At 34.4% G+C, this 20,338-nt stretch carries 17 protein-coding genes; 13 read left to right on the top strand and 4 right to left on the bottom strand.

The features are described 5' to 3' along the window. The first annotated feature begins 9 nt into the window (after positions 1 to 9). The 3 genes from MHH42_RS11615 to MHH42_RS11625 are packed head-to-tail and all read left to right on the top strand — an operon-like array spanning position 10 to position 4,109. Positions 10 to 1,719, top strand: a complete 1,710-nt coding sequence (locus MHH42_RS11615) for an acyl-CoA dehydrogenase family protein (protein WP_070189612.1) — start codon at positions 10 to 12, stop codon at positions 1,717 to 1,719. A 16-nt stretch (positions 1,720 to 1,735) separates the two neighbouring features. Continuing rightward, complete coding sequence (locus MHH42_RS11620; protein WP_340893398.1) at positions 1,736 to 2,626, top strand: NAD(P)-dependent oxidoreductase; 891 nt, start codon at positions 1,736 to 1,738, stop codon at positions 2,624 to 2,626. 22 nt (positions 2,627 to 2,648) lie between these two features. After that, positions 2,649 to 4,109 carry a CoA-acylating methylmalonate-semialdehyde dehydrogenase gene (locus MHH42_RS11625; protein ID WP_016108339.1) on the top strand — a complete coding sequence of 487 codons (1,461 nt, stop codon included), beginning with the start codon at positions 2,649 to 2,651 and terminating at the stop codon, positions 4,107 to 4,109. Between the two features lie 225 nt (positions 4,110 to 4,334). On the opposite strand, the gene MHH42_RS11630 is transcribed toward MHH42_RS11625, so the two are convergent. Next, positions 4,335 to 4,967 (bottom strand): LysE family translocator, encoded by a 633-nt coding sequence (locus MHH42_RS11630; protein ID WP_000572351.1) that lies wholly within the window; start codon positions 4,965 to 4,967, stop codon positions 4,335 to 4,337. Positions 4,968 to 5,116: 149 nt separating this feature from the next. Then, positions 5,117 to 6,169 (bottom strand): enoyl-CoA hydratase/isomerase family protein, encoded by a 1,053-nt coding sequence (locus MHH42_RS11635; protein WP_016108341.1) that lies wholly within the window; start codon positions 6,167 to 6,169, stop codon positions 5,117 to 5,119. Between the two features lie 460 nt (positions 6,170 to 6,629). Between MHH42_RS11635 and MHH42_RS11640 the strand changes: the two genes are divergently transcribed. The 4 genes from MHH42_RS11640 (at position 6,630) to MHH42_RS11655 (ending at position 11,568) form a co-directional block, all read left to right on the top strand. Further along, on the top strand, positions 6,630 to 6,887 hold the full coding sequence (locus MHH42_RS11640) for a hypothetical protein (protein ID WP_002093761.1): 258 nt from the start codon (positions 6,630 to 6,632) through the stop codon (positions 6,885 to 6,887). 182 nt (positions 6,888 to 7,069) lie between these two features. Then, complete coding sequence (locus MHH42_RS11645; RefSeq protein ID WP_000667358.1) at positions 7,070 to 7,309, top strand: DUF2584 domain-containing protein; 240 nt, start codon at positions 7,070 to 7,072, stop codon at positions 7,307 to 7,309. Between the two features lie 15 nt (positions 7,310 to 7,324). After that, positions 7,325 to 8,482, top strand: a complete 1,158-nt coding sequence (locus tag MHH42_RS11650; RefSeq protein WP_070173161.1) for an exonuclease SbcCD subunit D — start codon at positions 7,325 to 7,327, stop codon at positions 8,480 to 8,482. Continuing rightward, positions 8,479 to 11,568, top strand: coding sequence for an SMC family ATPase (locus MHH42_RS11655; RefSeq protein WP_340893399.1), 3,090 nt, complete (start codon positions 8,479 to 8,481; stop codon positions 11,566 to 11,568). Before MHH42_RS11650 ends, MHH42_RS11655 begins: the two co-directional genes overlap by 4 nt. A 236-nt stretch (positions 11,569 to 11,804) precedes the next feature. On the opposite strand, the gene MHH42_RS11660 is transcribed toward MHH42_RS11655, so the two are convergent. Further along, the gene (locus MHH42_RS11660; protein WP_001142745.1) at positions 11,805 to 11,978 is read right to left on the bottom strand and encodes a hypothetical protein; all 174 of its coding nucleotides are present in this window, start codon (positions 11,976 to 11,978) and stop codon (positions 11,805 to 11,807) included. A gap of 371 nt (positions 11,979 to 12,349) precedes the next feature. On the opposite strand from MHH42_RS11660, the gene MHH42_RS11665 reads away from it, so the two are divergent. Then, a complete protein-coding gene (locus MHH42_RS11665) occupies positions 12,350 to 12,649 on the top strand; it encodes an ArsR/SmtB family transcription factor (RefSeq protein ID WP_000214792.1) in 300 nt (99 codons plus the stop codon). Between the two features lie 179 nt (positions 12,650 to 12,828). Here the strand turns inward: MHH42_RS11665 and MHH42_RS11670 are convergent, their stop codons facing one another. Next, positions 12,829 to 13,014, bottom strand: a complete 186-nt coding sequence (locus tag MHH42_RS11670) for a YkvS family protein (RefSeq protein WP_000646787.1) — start codon at positions 13,012 to 13,014, stop codon at positions 12,829 to 12,831. A 649-nt stretch (positions 13,015 to 13,663) separates the two neighbouring features. Between MHH42_RS11670 and MHH42_RS11675 the strand changes: the two genes are divergently transcribed. The 5 genes from MHH42_RS11675 (at position 13,664) to MHH42_RS11695 (ending at position 20,337) form a co-directional block, all read left to right on the top strand. Continuing rightward, positions 13,664 to 13,981 carry a hypothetical protein gene (locus MHH42_RS11675; protein WP_000627296.1) on the top strand — a complete coding sequence of 106 codons (318 nt, stop codon included), beginning with the start codon at positions 13,664 to 13,666 and terminating at the stop codon, positions 13,979 to 13,981. Positions 13,982 to 14,777: 796 nt separating this feature from the next. Next, complete coding sequence (locus MHH42_RS11680) at positions 14,778 to 15,980, top strand: L-lactate MFS transporter (RefSeq protein WP_000750116.1); 1,203 nt, start codon at positions 14,778 to 14,780, stop codon at positions 15,978 to 15,980. Positions 15,981 to 16,696: 716 nt separating this feature from the next. Continuing rightward, positions 16,697 to 17,482: a 2,3-dihydro-2,3-dihydroxybenzoate dehydrogenase gene (gene dhbA, locus MHH42_RS11685; RefSeq protein ID WP_000991102.1), complete on the top strand. Its 786-nt coding sequence runs from the start codon at positions 16,697 to 16,699 to the stop codon at positions 17,480 to 17,482. 26 nt (positions 17,483 to 17,508) lie between these two features. Beyond that, on the top strand, positions 17,509 to 18,708 hold the full coding sequence (gene dhbC, locus MHH42_RS11690; RefSeq protein ID WP_070173162.1) for an isochorismate synthase DhbC: 1,200 nt from the start codon (positions 17,509 to 17,511) through the stop codon (positions 18,706 to 18,708). A gap of 12 nt (positions 18,709 to 18,720) precedes the next feature. Continuing rightward, positions 18,721 to 20,337, top strand: coding sequence for a (2,3-dihydroxybenzoyl)adenylate synthase (locus tag MHH42_RS11695; protein WP_000955332.1), 1,617 nt, complete (start codon positions 18,721 to 18,723; stop codon positions 20,335 to 20,337). Position 20,338 lies beyond the last annotated feature (1 nt).

A 20,338-nucleotide genomic window follows, 5' to 3' on the forward strand; every position in this document is an offset into this window, starting at 1 on the left:
GGGATTCAGATGGAGAAAACGAAGTTACCTTGGGATGAATTTTTTTCAATCAATAAAGATGTGAACAATACTTTTTTTACACCAGAAGATTTTTCAGGGGATGAAGACTTAATCGCAAAAACGACAGAACAATTCGTTAAACAGGAAATTGTCCCACAAATTGAAAACATTGAAAAACATAACTATAAAGTTTCTCGTCAATTATTTGAGAAAGCTGGGGAACTTGGATTATTAGGCATTGAGGTACCAGAAGATTATGGCGGGTTCGAGTTAGGAAAGGCTGTCTCAGGTCTTGTAGCAGAGAAAATGGGTTACGCAGGTGCGTTTAGCGTTTCTTTTAATATACACGCTGGTGTCGGTACATTGCCTTACATATATTATGGAACGAAAGAACAGAAAGAAAAATATTTACCGAAAATCGCATCGGGAGAATGGATTGGGGCTTATGCTTTAACTGAGCCAAATGCTGGTTCGGATGCATTAAGTGCAAAAACAAGCGCCATATTGAATGAAGAGGGAACAGCTTGGAAGTTAAATGGTGAGAAGCAATGGATTACAAATGCTCATATGGCAGATGTATACGTTGTTTTTGCGAAGACAAATAAAGGAATGACAGCGTTTATTGTCGAAAGAACATGTGAAGGTGTATCTATTGGATTAGAAGAAAAGAAAATGGGGATTAAAGGTTCTTCAACAGCGACGCTTATTTTAGAAGATGTAGTTATCCCTGCTGAAAATGTGTTAGGGGAAGTTGGGAAAGGGCATCACGTAGCTCTTAATATTCTTAACTTTGCTAGATTAAAACTTGCCTTTGGAAATATTGGAACAGCAAAGCAAGCAATTGGATTGTCCGTTCAATACGGAAAAGAGCGAAAACAGTTCCAAACGGAATTAGTAGACTTTACGATGATACAAGAGAAAATTGCAAATATGATCATTACAACATATGGAGCAGAAAGTGCAGCTTATCGTACAGCAGGTGTAATTGATGACGCAATTCATGAGAGTGATGAGGACCTTATGAAAAAAATGTCCCAATTTGCAATTGAATGTGCACTGAATAAAGTGAACGCTTCTGAAACACTTGCTTATATCGTAGATGAAGCTGTACAAATTCATGGCGGTTACGGTTATATGCAAGAATACGAAGTAGAACGATTATATCGTGATGCTAGAATTAGTCGTATTTTTGAAGGAACAAATGAAATTAATAGATTAACAGTTGCTAAAATGTTAATGAAGCAAATCGAACAAATAGAAGATACTGAAGTAGAAATTGATATAGCAACTGTAGAAAGAAACCATCGTTACATTTTATTAGCGAAAAAATTGTTGAAACAATCTTTGAAAACGCTCTCTAAAACTCCAGGATTAAAAATTGATCAAGAGCAAGAATATTCACGTGTATTATCAAATATGTTGACGGACGTGTACGTCATGGAATCAGCATTTTTACGTACGAGTAAAGCAATTAATAAAAATGGTGAAGAAAAAGAGCGTACAAAACAAATGATAACGGATGTTATTTGTGAGGAAGGCTATCGTAAAGTAGAAGAAGCGGCGATTTCTATACTTTCAGCGGCTGTCACAGAAGAACAAGATAGACACGTAATGTTAGCTGAAATCCGTCAATTATTAGTGCCTTTATACACGAACGTATTTACGAAAAAGAGAGAAATTGCGAAAGCTATTATAAATCGTGGGAAATATATTGTGTAAATAGGAGGAAAGCGATATGAAAAAGATTGGTTTTATCGGTTTAGGTAACATGGGCCTTCAGATGTCTAAAAATTTAGTTAAATCAAGTTACACAGTATATGGTGTGGACTTAAATAAAGAGGCTGAAGCTTCCTTTGAAAAAGAAGGAGGAATTATCGGCTTATCAATCTCAAAATTAGCAGAGACATGCGATGTGATTTTTACAAGTTTACCTTCACCTCGTGCTGTTGAAGCAGTATATTTTGGGGAAGAAGGATTATTTGAAAATAGCCACTCGAATGTCGTATTAATTGATACAAGTACTGTATCTCCACAATTAAACAAACAGTTAGAGGAGTCGGCGAAAGAAAAGAAAGTAGACTTTTTAGCCGCACCAGTTAGCGGTGGGGTAATTGGTGCAGAAAATCGTACATTAACGTTTATGGTAGGTGGATCAAAAGACGTATATGATAAAACTGAATCTATCATGGAAGTGTTAGGAGCAAATATTTTCCACGTAAGCGAGCAAATTGATAGTGGTACGACTGTTAAATTAATTAACAATCTATTAATTGGTTTCTATACAGCTGGTGTGAGTGAAGCTTTAACATTAGCGAAAAAGAGTAATATGGATTTAGATAAAATGTTTAATATTTTAAATGTAAGTTACGGTCAAAGTAGAATTTATGAGCGCAATTATAAAAGTTTCATTGCAGGAGAAAACTATGAGCCAGGATTTACTGTAAATCTATTAAAAAAAGATTTAGGCTTTGCAGTTGATTTAGCTAAGGAAAGTGAACTTCACTTACCTGTAAGTGAAATGTTATTAAATGTATATGAAGAAGCGAGTGAGGCAGGATATGGTGAAAACGATATGGCTGCTTTATATAAGAAAGTTAGCGAACAATTAATTTCTAATCAAAAATAAATCATAAAAAGGAGAGAATACAATGATTACAACTGAAATTAAACGAGTAAAAAATCATATTAATGGCGAGTGGGTAGAATCTACTGGTACAGAAGTAGAAGCGGTTCCGAATCCAGCGACTGGAAAAATCATTGCTTACGTTCCACTTTCTCCAAAAGAAGACGTTGAAAAGGCTGTTGAAGCGGCAAAAGCGGCATTTGAAACATGGTCTAAAGTACCAGTTCCGAATCGTTCAAGAAATCTATATAAATATTTACAGCTATTACAAGAAAATAAAGATGAGCTTGCAAAAATCATTACGCTAGAAAATGGTAAAACGCTAACAGATGCAACAGGTGAAGTACAACGTGGTATTGAAGCGGTAGAACTTGCAACATCAGCTCCAAATTTAATGATGGGACAAGCTCTTCCTAATATCGCAAGCGGAATTGATGGATCGATCTGGCGCTATCCAATTGGAGTTGTTGCGGGTATTACACCGTTTAACTTCCCAATGATGATTCCATTATGGATGTTCCCACTTGCAATTGCTTGCGGTAATACGTTCGTATTAAAAACATCTGAGAGAACGCCACTTTTAGCAGAGCGACTTGTAGAGTTATTCTATGAAGCTGGTTTTCCAAAAGGGGTATTAAATTTAGTACAAGGCGGAAAAGATGTTGTAAATAGCATTTTAGAAAATAAAGATATTCAAGCTGTTTCGTTCGTTGGTTCTGAGCCGGTAGCTCGTTACGTATATGAAACAGGTACGAAACATGGAAAACGTGTACAAGCGTTAGCAGGTGCGAAAAATCATGCGATTGTAATGCCAGATTGCAATCTTGAAAAAACGGTACAAGGTGTAATTGGATCTGCGTTTGCAAGTAGTGGAGAGCGCTGCATGGCATGTTCAGTAGTAGCAGTAGTAGATGAAATTGCTGATGACTTTATCGACGTACTAGTAGCAGAGACGAAAAAACTAAAAGTAGGTGACGGTTTCAACGAAGATAATTACGTTGGACCATTAATCCGTGAATCGCATAAAGAGCGTGTTTTAGGCTATATTAATAGCGGTGTAGCAGATGGAGCAACTTTATTAGTAGATGGTCGTAAAATTAATGAAGAAGTTGGAGAGGGTTACTTCGTTGGAGCAACAATCTTTGATGGCGTAAACCAAGAAATGAAAATTTGGCAAGATGAAATTTTCGCTCCAGTATTAAGTATTGTGAGAGTGAAAGATTTAGAAGAAGGTATTAAATTAACAAATCAATCTAAATTTGCAAATGGCGCGGTTATTTACACTTCAAATGGTAAACATGCACAAACGTTCCGTGATAATATCGATGCTGGTATGATCGGTGTAAACGTAAACGTTCCAGCACCAATGGCATTCTTCGCATTTGCAGGAAATAAAGCTTCCTTCTTTGGTGATTTAGGTACAAATGGTACAGATGGTGTTCAATTCTATACACGTAAAAAGGTTGTAACGGAGCGCTGGTTTTAATAAAGAGTAGACTGCCAGATTAGTTGTTAAATGAAAAACACCACTATTAATAGTGGTGTTTTTCGCTTTTATCTCGCTATTTGCGAGCAGTAAAACTCCCACCTCCAAATTTGGCTGGAGCAAAGAAGTTAAGTGGAAGCCCTGCTGTCCGTAAACGCCCGATTGGTGAAGGCTAATAACCAGGGGGAGATGAACAACCCCCTCACTGATTAAAGTTTCACTCTATTAATTATTTTTTTCTAATGCTAGTTTAATACCAAATCCAATTAAAACGATTCCTGTTAGCCCTTGAATATAACGTTGCGTCTTCGGTTTCTTCATAAAAGCACTAATTTTATCAATTAAAAATATATAAAAGGCAAACCAAATGATTGTTAAAACGAGATAAGTAAGACCCATTACGAGAAGCTGAATAAATGTATTATGACTTGGATTTAAAAATTGTGGTAAAAAAGTTAAAAAGAAGACTGCAATTTTAGGGTTTAATAAATTCGTAAGAAACCCTTGGCGAAAACAAGAAGTATGTTCTTTATCATTATTTATAGATACATCATTTGTATTTACACCTTCTTTGTTTTTCACTGCTAATAGGGCTTTAATACCAATATAGATTAAATAAAGGGCCCCAACATATTTGAAAATAGAAAATAAAAGAGCTGACTTTACAATAAGTGCGGAAAGACCAATTACAGCAGCTAAAGTATGAATCAAAAGTGCAACACATGTACCGAATACTGTTTTAACACCGCCCATTTTACCAGCAACTAATGTGTTCTTCGTAGCCATCGCTGTATCAGGTCCAGGTAAAATGATTAGACAAATAGACATAATGATGAAAAGAAGATAATTTTCTATCATATTCGTCCTCCTTCTTTATTTTTAGAATATTTGATTAAAATTAGTGTAGCACAAAATTTAATTTAATAAAATTAAATTTTGTTAAAAAATATTAAATAAGAAGAGGCTATATTCGTAGTGGTGAATACACTACAAATATAGCCTCACTGTTAGGCATTAAGTAAGTTAAAGAAACGATTTACGTCGTCTTCTGAAACATCGTTTACCTGTTTATATTTATAATTCGGATTTTGGTCTTTATCAACGACAACGGAGCGTACGCCCTCGAAGAAATCTTCATGTCTCATGAAATTTTTAGCAAGTATAAGATCTGTAGCGAAACATTCTTCAACAGATTTTCCTTTGCCATCTAATAGTTGTTTTAAAGTTACTTTTAATGAAATTGGAGATTTTGATAATAATATTTGTTTCGTTTGTAAAGCGAATTCGCTATCTCCTTTTTCTAATGAGTCGATAATTTCTTCAATCGTTTCTAAGGCAAAGTGTGTATTAATTTCCTCTAATGAAGCAGCAAGTTTGCTTTCTAAGCCAGGAGTAGATGTAAAGGTTTGAAGAACTGCTTTTAAATGAGTATGTACATCTTCAGTATGCCAATTTACGTTGTCAAGTTCGGCTAGAAAAGCTGGTAATGAATCAGACGTCATAAAGTAATCAGCAGCATGAATAAATAATACGTCAGAAGCTTTTAAAATAGATGCTGTTAAAGCAACGTAATATCCTGTATATCCAGGTGCTTTGTTTAAGAAATATGCGGCGCCGACGTCTGGAAAGAAGCCGATGTTCATCTCAGGCATCGCCCATTTTGTGCGCTCCGTCACAATACGATACTTCGCACCATTTGTAAGTCCGACACCACCACCCATTACAATTCCATCTAAACAAGCGATAATCGGTTTTTTATATTGATAAATATATGTATCAATTTCATACTCTTCTTCAAAAAAACGTTCTGCATGCTGTAAAGCAACTTCGTTTGAACGTGCTTCGTAAAGAGTTTTAATGTCACCGCCTGCGCAAAAACCTTTCGTTCCGGCTCCCTTTAATACGATAATTGCAATGCGCTCATCGTTCTCCCATTCTTTAAGTTTTTGCCCAATTGGTTGTAACATATCATAAGATAAAGAGTTAAGTGCTTTTGGGCGGTTTAAAGTAATTGATGCAACGCCGTTTTCACTAACAGAAAATAAAACGTTTTCAGTCATGATTCATCCTCCCTTATATATCTTCTTATTCTTAATTCTTGATACGTATTGAAATGTCCTGTATAAATTTTGTCTAAAGTTGACGGTAAGTGTTATTTTATTCCGCTATTTGTGGATAAGAAGGCCCACACCTTGAAATTCGACGCATACGAGAAAGTTAGGTAGAAGAGAATGGCTGTTAAAAGTTTGATAGGTACGAGCGATAGGCAGTGGGAGTTTTGTTCATACCTATTAATTCATGCTTCACTTTATTCAACGCATATTTTGCCGAGTTATCTTTGCAGGATTTTGAATATTGAAGATGAATAATACATTATTAATGTAAGTGATATTATTTGAAATTATTATGGCAAAAGCGCTATTATAAATGTGTAAAATGTAAAAAATTTCTTGAAAACAGATGGTTTAAATGATAAAGAATGTTTACATGGAATTAGAAATAGAGAAAGGAGAAATCGGAATGCCAGGACCTTTATTATTGTCGGTTATTATCTTGTCATCATTAATGATAGGGATTACTCAGTTTTTTCATCATACAGATACGACAGAAGAAGTAAAGGATAAAGTTCGTCTCGTATTTCCGATTTTTATCGTATCTATTTCCTTATGTTTTCTATTAAATAAAGATGGGTATATTGTGGTGGTTTTTTCATTTTTCGTAGCGAGCGTTTTAATAACGATTTTATATTATGTAATGAAAGATTATATGCAAAAATAAAAATGTCTAAATAGACATTTTTATTTTTGTATAGCATTAAATTTCACATACCGTAATTTTAATAAAAACATAAAACATATAGCAACAGAAAAGTGTGTACTTTACCGTGTATGTACTTGTCAATCTTGCATAGCCACTATACTATTAAAATGTAGAGATTATAAGAAGGGGTTGTATCTATTATGAAATTTGAGATGCACACAAAAATAGTTTCAAATGAAAAAGAAGTAAGATTACATATGGAAGAAAACATATTTCAATTAAACTTGAATGGTTATCATTTATTTGCAGTTCAAGAAATATTACCTTTATATAAATCAAATGAAGAAAGAATTGGTAGTGCGATTATACAAAAGTTAGAGTGGGAGAACGGAAAAACTACAGTAAACTATCAACTCGTATCACTAAACTCAGTAAATTAAAAGGAGAAGGAAATTATGAAGTTATTTCATACAGCGGATTGGCATTTAGGCAAGCTTGTTCATGGCGTGTATATGACTGAAGATCAAAAGATTGTATTAGATCAGTTTGTACAAGCTATTGAAGAAGAAAAACCAGATGCCGTAATTATTGCAGGGGACTTATATGACCGAGCAATTCCACCTACGGAAGCAGTAGACTTATTAAATGATGTATTACAAAAAATAGTGATTGATTTACAAACACCAGTTATCGCAGTTGCAGGAAACCATGATAGTCCAGATCGTATACATTTCGGTAGTAGTTTAATGAAGAAACAAGGATTATTTATTGTGGGGCAATTTCAATTTCCATATGAACCCATTGTATTAAATGATGAATATGGCGAGGTTCACTTCCATCTAGTTCCCTATGCGGATCCAAGCATAGTTAGACATGTATTGAAAAACGAAGACGTCCGATCTCATGATGATGCGATGCGTATTTTTATGAATGAACTTTCTGAAACGATGGATAAAGAAGCAAGACATGTATTTGTAGGTCATGCATTTGTAACTTCTGCGGGAGAAGCGGAGGAGAATACAAGTGATGCAGAACGTCCGCTTTCAATTGGTGGTGCTGAATACGTAAATAGTCATTATTTTGATAAATTTCATTACACAGCGCTTGGACATTTACATCAAGCGCATTTCGTACGTAATGAGACAATTCGATATTCAGGTTCGCCACTTGCATATTCTATTTCTGAAGAAAAACATAAAAAAGGATATTATATCGTGGAACTGGACGAAAAGGGTGAAACAACAATTGAAAAAAGATTACTTACACCACGTCGTAAAATGCGAACAGTAGAAGCGAAAATAGATGAATTATTACAACATCCGGTAAGTGAAGATTACGTGTTTGTAAAACTATTAGATGAAAATCCTGTTTTGCAGCCAATGGAAAAAATACGCTCTGTATATCCAAATGCAATGCATGTTGAAAGGTCTATTCAAAGGCGAGAGTTCACAGAGTCAAATGAAGTAACTGTTTCAAGACATAAAACGGATGATGTATCTCTTTTAAAAGCTTTTTATAAAGAAATGAAAGGCTTAGATTTATCAGAAGAGAAAGAACGTCTATTTGTAGAAGTATTACAAGCAGTGCAAGAACGGGAAGGTGAACGAGGATGAGACCGATTCAGCTAATTATGACAGCATTTGGGCCATATAAACAGACAGAAGTAATCAATTTTGATGATCTTGGAGAGCATCGTATCTTCGCCATTTCTGGAAATACGGGAGCTGGAAAAACAACGATTTTTGATGCGATTTGTTACGTATTATATGGTGAAGCTAGTGGGGAAGAACGTAGTGATACGAGCATGCTTCGAAGTCAGTTTGCTGATGATAATGTTTATACAAGTGTAGAACTAACTTTTCAGTTAAAAGGGAAGCGCTATGAAATAAAACGGCAACTTGGCCATAAAAAACAAGGGAATAAGACGATTACAGGACATGCAGTAGAATTATATGACGTTATGGATGGAGAAAAAATTCCAGCTGTTGATCGTTTTCATGTAACAGATGTAAACAAAAAAGTGGAAGATTTAATTGGGTTAAGTAAACATCAATTTAGTCAAATTGTTATGTTACCACAAGGAGAATTCCGAAAACTATTAACATCTGAGACAGAAAACAAAGAAGAGATTTTACGTCGTATTTTTAAAACAGATCGTTATAAATTAATGCGTGAATTACTTGATCAAAAACGAAAACAATGGAAAGACGTTCTGCAAGAAAAACAAAAAGAGCGAGAGTTACATTTCCGCAATGTATTTAAACTACCAATTCGAGATGGAGCATTATTAGAGACATTAGTGGAACAAGAACATGTAAATACGCATCAAGTAGTAGAGGCGTTAGAGCAAGAAACAACGGCATATAAGACAGAGGTTGCGCAATTACAACTAGAACAAGATGCTCGAACAAAGCAATTAAAAGAAGCTGAAACACGTTTTCATGCAGCAAAATCTGTAAATGAGAAATTTACAGATTTACAACAAAAGAATGAGAGATACAACACTTTACAAGAAAACCGTGCAGTCATTGAAAGGAAAGAAACATCTTTTAGACGTGCGGAACAAGCAAAGCATTTATTACCATTTGAGCAATGGCACGAGGAAGCAATGCAAAATGAACAGAAGGCTGAAAGTTTATTAAAGCAGATTATCGTAAAAAAAGAGAATATAATAACCAGTTTTACACTTGCACAGCAGAAATACGAAGTAGAAAAAAATAAAGAACTTGAACGAGAAGATGCTAAAAAACTTGTCCAAAGATTAGAAGAATTACAATCAATTATTGCATCATTAGCTGAAAAAAAGTTGAATTTACAAAACGCTGAAATTCAACTAGGAAGATTAAAAGAAAGTATGCAAAAGCTCGATCAACTACTAGAAGAGCATACAAATCAAAAACAGAGAATGTCTGGTGAATTACAGCAATTGGAACAAGCACTTGAGCAGTATGTAGCGAAAGTAGAAGAACTAACGAACATGCGAGAAGATGCAAAAGTTTTAAAGCAAGCATATGACGTTTGGCAAGAGAAACAAAAATTCGAGCAAGAAAAAGAAGCAGCATATACTAAGATGCAAGAGGCAGTTCGTGCATATGAAAATATGGAACGCCGCTGGCTAAGCGAACAAGCAGGCATATTAGCACTTCATTTACATGATGGTGAATCTTGTCCAGTTTGTGGTAGTACGAATCATCCGAAAAAAGCGACAGAGCAAAGTGATGCGATTGATGAAAAAGAGTTAAATGATTTAAGAGACAAGAAAAATGTCGCTGAAAAATTACATGTTCAAGTAGAGGAGAAATGGAATTTCTATCGACTACAATATGAACAGGTGATCGAAGAAGTCATGAAACGAGGGTATCACTCAGATGAATTAGTTGAAACGTACAGTGCACTCGTTCAAAAAGGAAAACAATTAGCGGCAGAAGTTAATACGTTAAAAGAAAGCGAAGAAACGCGTAAGCAAATTGCTGTGAATATAAAAAGTGTAGAAGAAAAAGTAGATGAACTTCAAAAACAAAAGCGTGAAGCAGAAACATTGCAGCACCGTACAGAAATGGAGTGCATGCAACTTCGTACGTCATATGAACATGATAAGCAAAATATTCCAGATAACTTACAAACAGTACAAGCTTGGAAAGCACAGTTTGACCAAGCAATGCAACAACTTAGGTTAATGGAAGACGAATGGAAGAAAGTGCAAGAAGCATATCAACATTGGCAAAATGAAAATATACGTATTCAAGCAGAACATGAAGGTGCATCTAATCAATTTGAAAGTGCAAAATTGAAGAAAGAAGAGACTCTCGCGCGCTTTATGAAAGAACTAGAGCAGAGGGGATTTATAGATCAGCTAACGTATAAAGAAGCTAAGTTAAATGATGCTGAGATGGAGATGTTACAAAAAGAAATTCAAAGTTACTATTCATCTCTTGAAGTACTTGCAAAACAAATTGAAGAGTTATATGCTGAATTAAAAGATAAAAAGTTTATAGATATTACATCGTTAGGTGAGCATATAAAAGAATTAGAAATCAATCTCGATATAAGTAAAGAAAAACGACAACGTGCGCAAAACGCTGTAACATATATTTCTGATTTACATGAAAATATTAGACGTATTGATGAACAAATTCATGAGGAAGAAAAAGCTTTCCAAGAACTAGTTGATTTATATGAAGTAATGAAAGGCGATAACGAAAGTCGCATATCATTCGAGCGTTACATCTTAATTGAGTATTTAGAACAAATTGTTCAAATTGCAAACGAACGATTACGAAAATTATCAAATGGGCAATTTTATTTAAAAAGAAGTGAGCGAGTTGAAAAAAGAAACCGTCAAAGTGGATTAGGTTTAGATGTGTACGATGCATACACCGGCCAAACACGTGATGTGAAAACATTATCTGGCGGTGAGAAGTTTAACGCATCGCTTTGCTTGGCGCTTGGAATGGCAGACGTCATTCAAGCGTATGAAGGTGGTATTTCCATTGAAACGATGTTTATCGATGAAGGTTTCGGTTCATTAGATGAGGAATCATTAACGAAAGCAGTAGACGCTTTAATTGACTTACAAAAATCAGGCCGATTTATCGGTGTTATTTCACACGTTCAAGAGTTGAAAAACGCAATGCCAGCTGTATTAGAAGTAACAAAGCAGAAGGATGGGTGTAGTCAGACTCGGTTTGTGGTGAAGTAAGTTCAATTTTAGTTCATGCTAAAAGATTTAATCACGCTTTTCTCGAATTGTTTCATAAATTTATTATGTAAGTAATAGTTTATATTTTAAAATGTTTTATTTACATTTAAATTTAAATAAAAGTATGTAAGCTGGTTCTAATCGTTATTAAATGTAGAACTTATGAAAAATCAAAGGCCGTCTCTTTTTTTAGAGACGGCCTTTGTATGTTTGTTATTCAAAATTTGATAACTCACCTATGAATTATCAGAAGAAGGCGGTGTATTTTCCAAACGATTATAAGCTTTAAAAGCTACGATTGCCGATATAACACCACCTACTAAAAATAGAGTTGATCCACCAACTAAAATGATACGACTGACATATGTCTCACGTGCTTCTTCAATTTCTTCTTGTAACATTGTAGGCATATGAAATCCTCCTTTGCCAAATTGTTTTGTAAATAGTATATACAAACGCCTAAAATGTGTTAAGATTACTGGATAGTTTTATGCGGAAGATACAAAATGCATAAAACTATCCAGCACGTAGTAGGATGCAAGTCATTAAATAAATCTTCATCATAAATTTATGCTAACTTCACATAGAGCACATATTAACATTGTATTATGTATATGTACCAAATAAATAAATGAATAAATAAAAAAAGTGAATAATTGTAAGTTCTATTTTTGAAAATTTGAGATCCTATTATTTCTATATAAAGGTCTTGAGCGGGAGTATTGAATTTTGTAGAAATGGATCTTAATAAAAAGGAATTCATATAAAAGGGGAATGTCTTATGACAACATATACGAGTGAAATGAAAAAAAGTGTAGTTTCAGAAGAGGATGTAGATATTTTAAAAATTATGGCGCATCCAATCCGATTACAAATTGTAAATGAATTAAGTACTAGAAAAACTTGTAATGTAACACAATTAACAGAATTGTTGAATATTCCACAATCGACTGTTTCGCAACATTTATCAAAAATGAAAGGTAAAGTGTTACGAGCTGAGCGAAAGGGTTTAGAAATTTATTATCACATTAATAATTTAAAAGCGAGTAAGATTGTTAATGTTTTAGGGTATATAAACTAATGAAGTATTATGATATAAAATAGCCTCTGCTGGTGAGCAGAGGCTATTTTGTGTTGTTTTATCCCGCATTAACGGGCAATGAAACTTCCACCTCAAAATTTAGCTTGAGCAAAGAAATTAGGATGGGAGATAAACTGCCCGTTAATGCCCGATTGGTGAGGGTTGATTAAAGTTTTACTTTATGTATTTGCATTTAAAATTTTATAGTTTTTATGATTTACTATCGTTCGATCAAATTCAAAAGTACCACCGCTTACATCTGTAATTTCAACTAAGACCGATTCAGTATATAGTTTTAGTACAGACCCTGTAATCTTTAAATTATTTCGTTGAAAAAGTATAGTATCCCCTACGTTTGCTTTCATAGTACCTCCTTATAAAAGACAGAAATATTTGTTTATTACATATATTAAACCACGGATAGTTATATTAGTGAATATTTAGTTTTGTTTATCAATGAAAAATTTTTTATTTAATAAAAAAGTATAGAGTGCTCCTATGGTAAAAGTTATATTTTGTTTAAGGTTATTATATGCAAAGTAAAATTTTTCAGAATTGGCGAACCAATATTTCTATGTAAATTATGTAGCTAAACAAATTAATCAAAAGAGAGATAATATGTAGCTCTAAACGTAAAGTAGATAAGCAAAGTTTTATAGGGAAGGCAGCATTGTTTTTAGGAGTACAGTAAGTGATTTCTTCAATAAGTATAAATAAGCGTTTCTCAAAAGTAATAGTATTCAGGTGAATATAGTATAAGGAATGAAAAGAAATGGAGTTATGATCTGTATAAATCTGACTAAAAATATAGAAAAACTCAAATATAAAAAGGTATTCAATTAAAAATGGAGAAGTAATATATATGAAAGGAGAGATTCATATGAGTAAAGGGAAAAAGAAAGTTAAGCAAACTAGTTTTCTGGTGAATTTTTTGAACGGCAAGGGGAGTCTCGTGAAATTTTAATAGTATTATAGTTATCCCCTTGTGAAAAAATTGGTTGGGGGAATATATAAATGATAACAGAAATGAATATTAAAGTAGTTTGTGAGGAACAGTTTTCAAATAGAGAAATAAAAATTTTAGAGACGTTTCTTTCAACTCTATCGGGGCATTCTAACGCTTTCGTTACAAAAGAGGGGATGTTTTTAAATCCTTTAAGTAAAGAGAAGAGTGTGGTCTATTATCACAATTTTGTATTTGTAAAATCACTTACAGAAGAAAAGTGTGCAGAATTAAAAGAAGTTTTAACAAGACGTATTAAAAACGCTTTCGTTATGATGGAATTTGTAGAGCCAATCGTTACATTTGAAGAAACAATTATAAACGTATAAAGAAAATCAGCCTTATGAATTGACCTAATAAAACCTTCTCTTTACTAAATAGTAAAGAGAAGGTTTTATTACAGCCCAGTTTAATTTACGAAAATACAACAACTCAATTCAAATAGTACGTGTATTAACAAAGGCTGACAATGATTTCATTTGTGTTCTACTATTTAAAGTTCAATTCAAAGATGGTTGTCAAACAGATATTCATATAGGCCGAATTTTTGAAAGTAAAGTTTTTAATAAGATAGGTATAGATGAGAAGTCATTCTGAGATTAAAGAGGACACTATAGGATTGTAACCATTACACTTTTAATGTAATGGTTTTTTTCATGCAAACAACCAGAAACTTCGAAAAGAAGTTATATATATTCGTATCCAATTAAGTAGGGAACCTTTTGTTTGCATAAGGTAATCAAAATTTGACTGGAGCAAAGAAATTAGGTGGGAGTCGGGCTGCCCGTAAACATCTGATTGGTGTGGCCTAATAATCAATGAGAGGTGAATAAAATCCTACAGATTAAAGTTTCACTAAATGAAAAAGATTTCAAAAACACTTGTAAGCCGTACTTATATAACACAATACGAACAGCCGCTACGTATTTAATAAGTAGTTCTTTGTATTTCACCCTTCGTTTTCTGTAACTGATTTCATATTTTTGACGCTTTGTATTGTAAGTGCTTACATAAGCAGAAACATCTTATACAATGAAGTTGTCAAATCAAAGAGGTGGACAAAATGAACATAAAAAAATCAAATGTAGCGAATAGCATTGAAATAGAAGGAGGAGGCGGGATAATATGAAAAAATCAACTGTTAATCCATGGCTTGTTGTCCTTGGTACAGTCATAGTACAAATGGGGCTTGGAACGATATATACTTGGAGCTTGTTCAATCAGCCTTTAGTTAGTAAATTTGGTTGGAGTCTGAATGCTGTTGCTATAACTTTCTCGATTACAAGCCTTTCTTTAGCGTTTTCAACATTGTTTGCGAGTAAATTGCAAGAAAAATGGGGACTTCGTAAACTCATTATGATAGCTGGACTAGCATTAGGACTAGGATTAATACTTAGTTCACAAGCTTCCTCATTAATATTGCTTTATGTATTAGCAGGAGTTGTCGTAGGGTATGCAGATGGTACAGCATATATCACTTCACTATCGAATTTAATTAAGTGGTTTCCAGAGCGTAAAGGTTTAATTGCTGGTATATCTGTCTCTGCATATGGTTCAGGTAGCCTAATCTTTAAATACATAAACGCACAGTTGATTGAATCAGTTGGTGTATCACAAGCGTTTATATACTGGGGTTTAATTGTTACAGCTATGATTGTGATTGGCGCTTGTTTAATCCATCAAGCTGCTGATCAAGGGGCAGTTCATGAAACAAAAACGCAGGAATATACAACGAAAGAAATGCTAGGTACAAAACAAGTATACTTATTATTTATTATGTTATTTACATCATGTATGAGTGGCTTATACTTAATTGGCATGGTAAAAGACATCGGTGTTCAACTTGTAGGGCTTAGCGCAACAACAGCAGCTAATGCAGTGGCTATGGTTGCAATCTTCAATACATTAGGTCGTATTATTCTAGGACCGTTATCAGATAAAATCGGCCGTTTAAAAATCGTTACTGGTACTTTTGTTGCTATGGCGACTTCAGTCTTGGTCCTAAGTTTCGTAGATTTAAATTATGGTATCTACTTCGTCTGTGTAGCAAGTGTAGCGTTTTGCTTTGGCGGAAATATCACTATTTTCCCAGCTATTGTTGGTGATTTCTTCGGCATGAAAAATCATAGTAAAAACTACGGAATTGTGTATCAAGGATTCGGGTTTGGAGCGCTTGCAGGTTCCTTTATCGGTGCAATTCTAGGTGGATTTAAACCAACTTTCATGGTGATCGGCGTATTATGTGTCGTGTCATTTATTATCGCAATTTTAATTCAAGCACCTAATAAGAAAAAAGAAAAAGAAGAAGAATATCGCAGTGTAGCGTAACGATTTAAACCTTCTATGGCACTACGATAAGAAAAAGCACTCTATGAAATAGGGTGCTTTTTTCTATATGAACTTTTTTAAATTATTTTTCCCTACCAAGTCCTTGTAATCGACGTAATGATACGAATAAAAGCGCGAGTAAAACATCAATTTGGATTATATTAGGATTTTATTAAGGGATGCATAATATAGGAAAATCTAAATAAATCTTAGATTATACATAGAATATTTATTGAGAAATGAAAGATGTAAAATAAAATATTTTCAGAAAAATGTTGAGAAAAGAAAAAATGAATTTTTGGTAAAGCATTGTAGGCGAAGAAATCTACAAGTTATCTTTTTGAATTTCAAAAAGATGATAAGGAATTATGGATTTATTTTGTATCCTTTATTACAGCCCGTAAAACCCCCAATGAATAAAGTTGCACTTTATTTAAAGTACTTTTTAATGCTTATAGATGTAGACTTACATAGAAACATAAAAAATATTTTGTCTGAAAAATAAAAAAAGATTGACAAGATTATTGAGAAACATTATCATTTCGATGTAAGAGCAGTAAATGAAAAACATTATCAATTAATTGCATTTTAATGAAAAGTACACTTGACCAATTAGTTTAGTAAGTGTATTATTTTTTACATTACCAATGATAATGAAAATCGTTATCATTTAATTTGTTTCATTAGATTAATTTTTATATGAAAGGATAGAGGAAATGAACGCAGGGGAATTTGATGGAAAAACCGTTTTCGTAACAGGTGCAGCGCAAGGTATAGGTAGTGTTGTAGCAAAAATGTTTTTAGAAAGAGGGGCTACAGTTATTGCGGTTGATCAAAATGAAGAAGGGTTAAATGTGTTATTAAATCATGATGCATCATATGAAACGCGTATGAAGACATTTCATTTAGATGTGAGTGATAGCAATGCTGTTGAAGAGGTAGTAAACCGAATTGAAAATGACATAGCGCCTATAGATATATTAGTAAATGTCGCAGGAGTTTTACGAATGGGAGCGATTAACTCTTTAAGTGATGAAGATTGGCATAAAACATTCTCTGTAAATACTACAGGAGTTTTCTATATATCTCGATCGGTAAGTAAACGTATGATGGTAAGAAAATCAGGGGCAATTGTTACAGTTGGCTCAAATGCAGCAAATACTCCGAGAATGGAAATGGCTGCGTATGCTGCATCAAAAGCTGCAACGACAATGTTCATGAAATGTTTAGGATTAGAGCTTGCATCATACAATATTCGCTGCAACTTAGTTTCTCCTGGTTCTACTGAAACTGAAATGCAAAGGTTACTATGGGCTGATGAGAATGGAGCTAAAAATATAATTGCTGGTTCCCAAAATACATATAGACTCGGTATACCATTACAAAAAATTGCACAACCTTCAGAAATTGCTGAAGCAGTATTGTTTTTAGCTTCTGATAAAGCGAGTCATATTACAATGCACAATTTATGTGTCGATGGCGGAGCTACATTAGGAGTTTAATAAAAAATTCAGGAGGTTTTCATACTATGAATGAACTTACAGCCGTAAAGGAACTGTCAGAAAAATTATTAGAAGATTATAAGACTGAATCTTCGTTCTTTTTCGCTTCACCAACTCGAACGATATTGACAGAAGGAGAGGTTACTACAGTAAAACATCATGAAATTGAAAGTTTTCCAGAACTTGTACAAGCGGTATTAAGTAATGCAAAACAATCCGGAAATCCGAATCCTATCGTTGTTGGTGCTTTGCCTTTTGATCGTAGAAAAGAAGTTCAACTTATTGTACCGGAATATTGCAGAATTACTGAGCGTTTACAGTTGGAGACAACAAATGAGATAAAACCAAATGAGAAACTGACATTTGAAATGACACCGGTTCCAGCTTCTGAAACTTATATGAATGGTGTGAAGCAAGGGATTGAAAAAATTCAGGATGGAGATTTAAAAAAAATCGTTCTATCTAGATCGTTAGATGTTAAATCTTCAGAGAAGATTGATAAACAAAAACTACTTCGCGAATTAGCAGAGCATAATAAGCACGGTTATACATTTGCTGTGAATTTACCGAAAGATGAAAAAGAGAACAATAAGACATTAATTGGAGCAAGCCCTGAATTGCTTGTTTCACGTAGTGGTATGCAAGTCGTTTCTAATCCATTAGCTGGTTCAAGACCAAGAAGTGACGATCCAGCTGAAGATAAAAGAAGAGCAGAGGAATTACTCTCTTCACCAAAAGATTTACATGAACATGCGGTAGTAGTTGAAGCGGTTGCTGCTGCGCTTCGTCCGTATTGTCATACATTGCATGTGCCAGAAAAACCATCAGTTATTCATAGTGAAGCAATGTGGCATTTGTCTACCGAAGTGAAAGGTGAACTTAAGAATCCAAATACTTCTTCTTTACAATTAGCAATTGCTCTCCATCCTACGCCAGCAGTTTGCGGAACTCCAATGGAAGCAGCAAGAGAGGCTATTCAAAAAATTGAGCCATTTGACCGTGAATTCTTTACAGGAATGTTAGGGTGGAGCGATCTAAATGGAGATGGCGAATGGATTGTTACAATTCGTTGTGCGGAAGTGCAAGAGAATACACTTCGTTTATATGCAGGAGCTGGAGTTGTTGCTGAGTCAAAACCAGAAGATGAGCTAGCAGAAACATCAGCTAAGTTCCAAACAATGCTGAAGGCTTTAGGGTTAAGAGATAATTCGTTGAATGAAAAATAGGGGGAAGAAAGAATGTTAACAGGTTATACGGAATGGCCAAAAGAATTCGTCGATCGTTACCGAGAAGAAGGGTGTTGGCTTGGTGAAACATTTGGCGGAGTGTTAAGAGAGCGTGCTGAAAAATATGGAGATCAGATTGCAGTTGTAAGCGGTAATAAGCATATAACGTATAGTGAACTTGATAAAAAGGTAGATCGCTTAGCTTCAGGTTTACTGAATGTAGGAATAAAGAAAGAAGACCGAGTTGTAATCCAGTTACCTAATATTATAGAGTTTTTCGAAATATGTTTTGCACTATTTCGAATTGGAGCGCTTCCTGTTTTTGCGCTACCTTCACATCGAAGCAGTGAAATTAGTTATTTTTGTGAGTTTGGCGAGGCGAGCGCTTACGTTATTTCAGATAAGGCTCTCGGTTTTGATTATCGAAAACTAGCAAGAGAAGTGAAAGAGAAAGTGCCAACTTTACAACATGTAATTGTAGTGGGAGAAGAAGAAGAGTTTGTGAACATAAATGATCTGTATATGGATCCCGTCTCATTACCAGAAGTTCAGCCAAGTGATGTTGCGTTTCTTCAATTATCAGGAGGGACAACAGGACTTTCTAAATTAATTCCTAGAACACATGATGACTATATTTATAGTTTACGTGTTAGTGCTGAAATTTGTAATTTAAATGCAGAAAGTGTCTATATGGCCGTTCTTCCAGTAGCACACAATTACCCGATGAGTTCTCCAGGAACATTTGGAACTTTCTATGCGGGTGGAAAGGTAGTGTTGGCAACTGGAGGGAGTCCAGACGAGGCATTTGCTCTTATAGAAAAAGAAAAAGTGACGATTACAGCGCTCGTTCCACCATTAGCAATGATTTGGCTTGATGCTGCATCTTCCCGTAATAACGATTTATCGAGCTTGCAAGTGATTCAAGTAGGTGGTGCGAAATTTAGTGCCGAAGTTGCGAAGCGTATTCGTCCTACATTTGGATGTACGTTACAGCAAGTGTTTGGTATGGCAGAAGGGCTAGTAAATTACACAAGATTAAATGATCCGGAAGAAATCATTATTCATACACAAGGTAGACCGATGTCTACATCCGATGAAGTAAAGGTTGTTGATGAAAATGATAACGATGTAAAACCGGGTGAAGTAGGTAGTTTATTAACACGAGGTCCATATACAATTCGTGGTTATTATAAAGCGGAAGAGCATAATGCACGATCATTTACAAAGGATGGATTTTATCGCACAGGTGATCTTGTAAAAGTAAATGAACAAGGTTACATCATTGTAGAAGGAAGAGATAAAGATCAAATTAATCGTGGTGGTGAGAAAGTTGCTGCGGAAGAGGTTGAAAATCATCTATTAGCACATGATGCAGTACATGATGTAGCAATTGTATCTATGCCTGACGATTATTTAGGTGAACGCACCTGTGCTTTTGTTATAGCTCGCGGACAAGTTCCAACTGTAAGTGAATTAAAAATGTTTTTAAGAGAACGTGGTATAGCGGCTTATAAAATTCCAGATCGAATTGAATTTATTGAATCATTCCCGCAAACAGGAGTCGGAAAAGTCAGCAAAAAAGAACTACGTAAAGTCATTGCTGAAAAACTTATTACAGTAAAACAATAAT

The sequence above is a fragment of the Bacillus sp. FSL L8-0099 genome (genome assembly GCF_038006385.1).
Taxonomy (GTDB): Bacteria; Bacillota; Bacilli; order Bacillales; family Bacillaceae_G; genus Bacillus_A; species Bacillus_A toyonensis.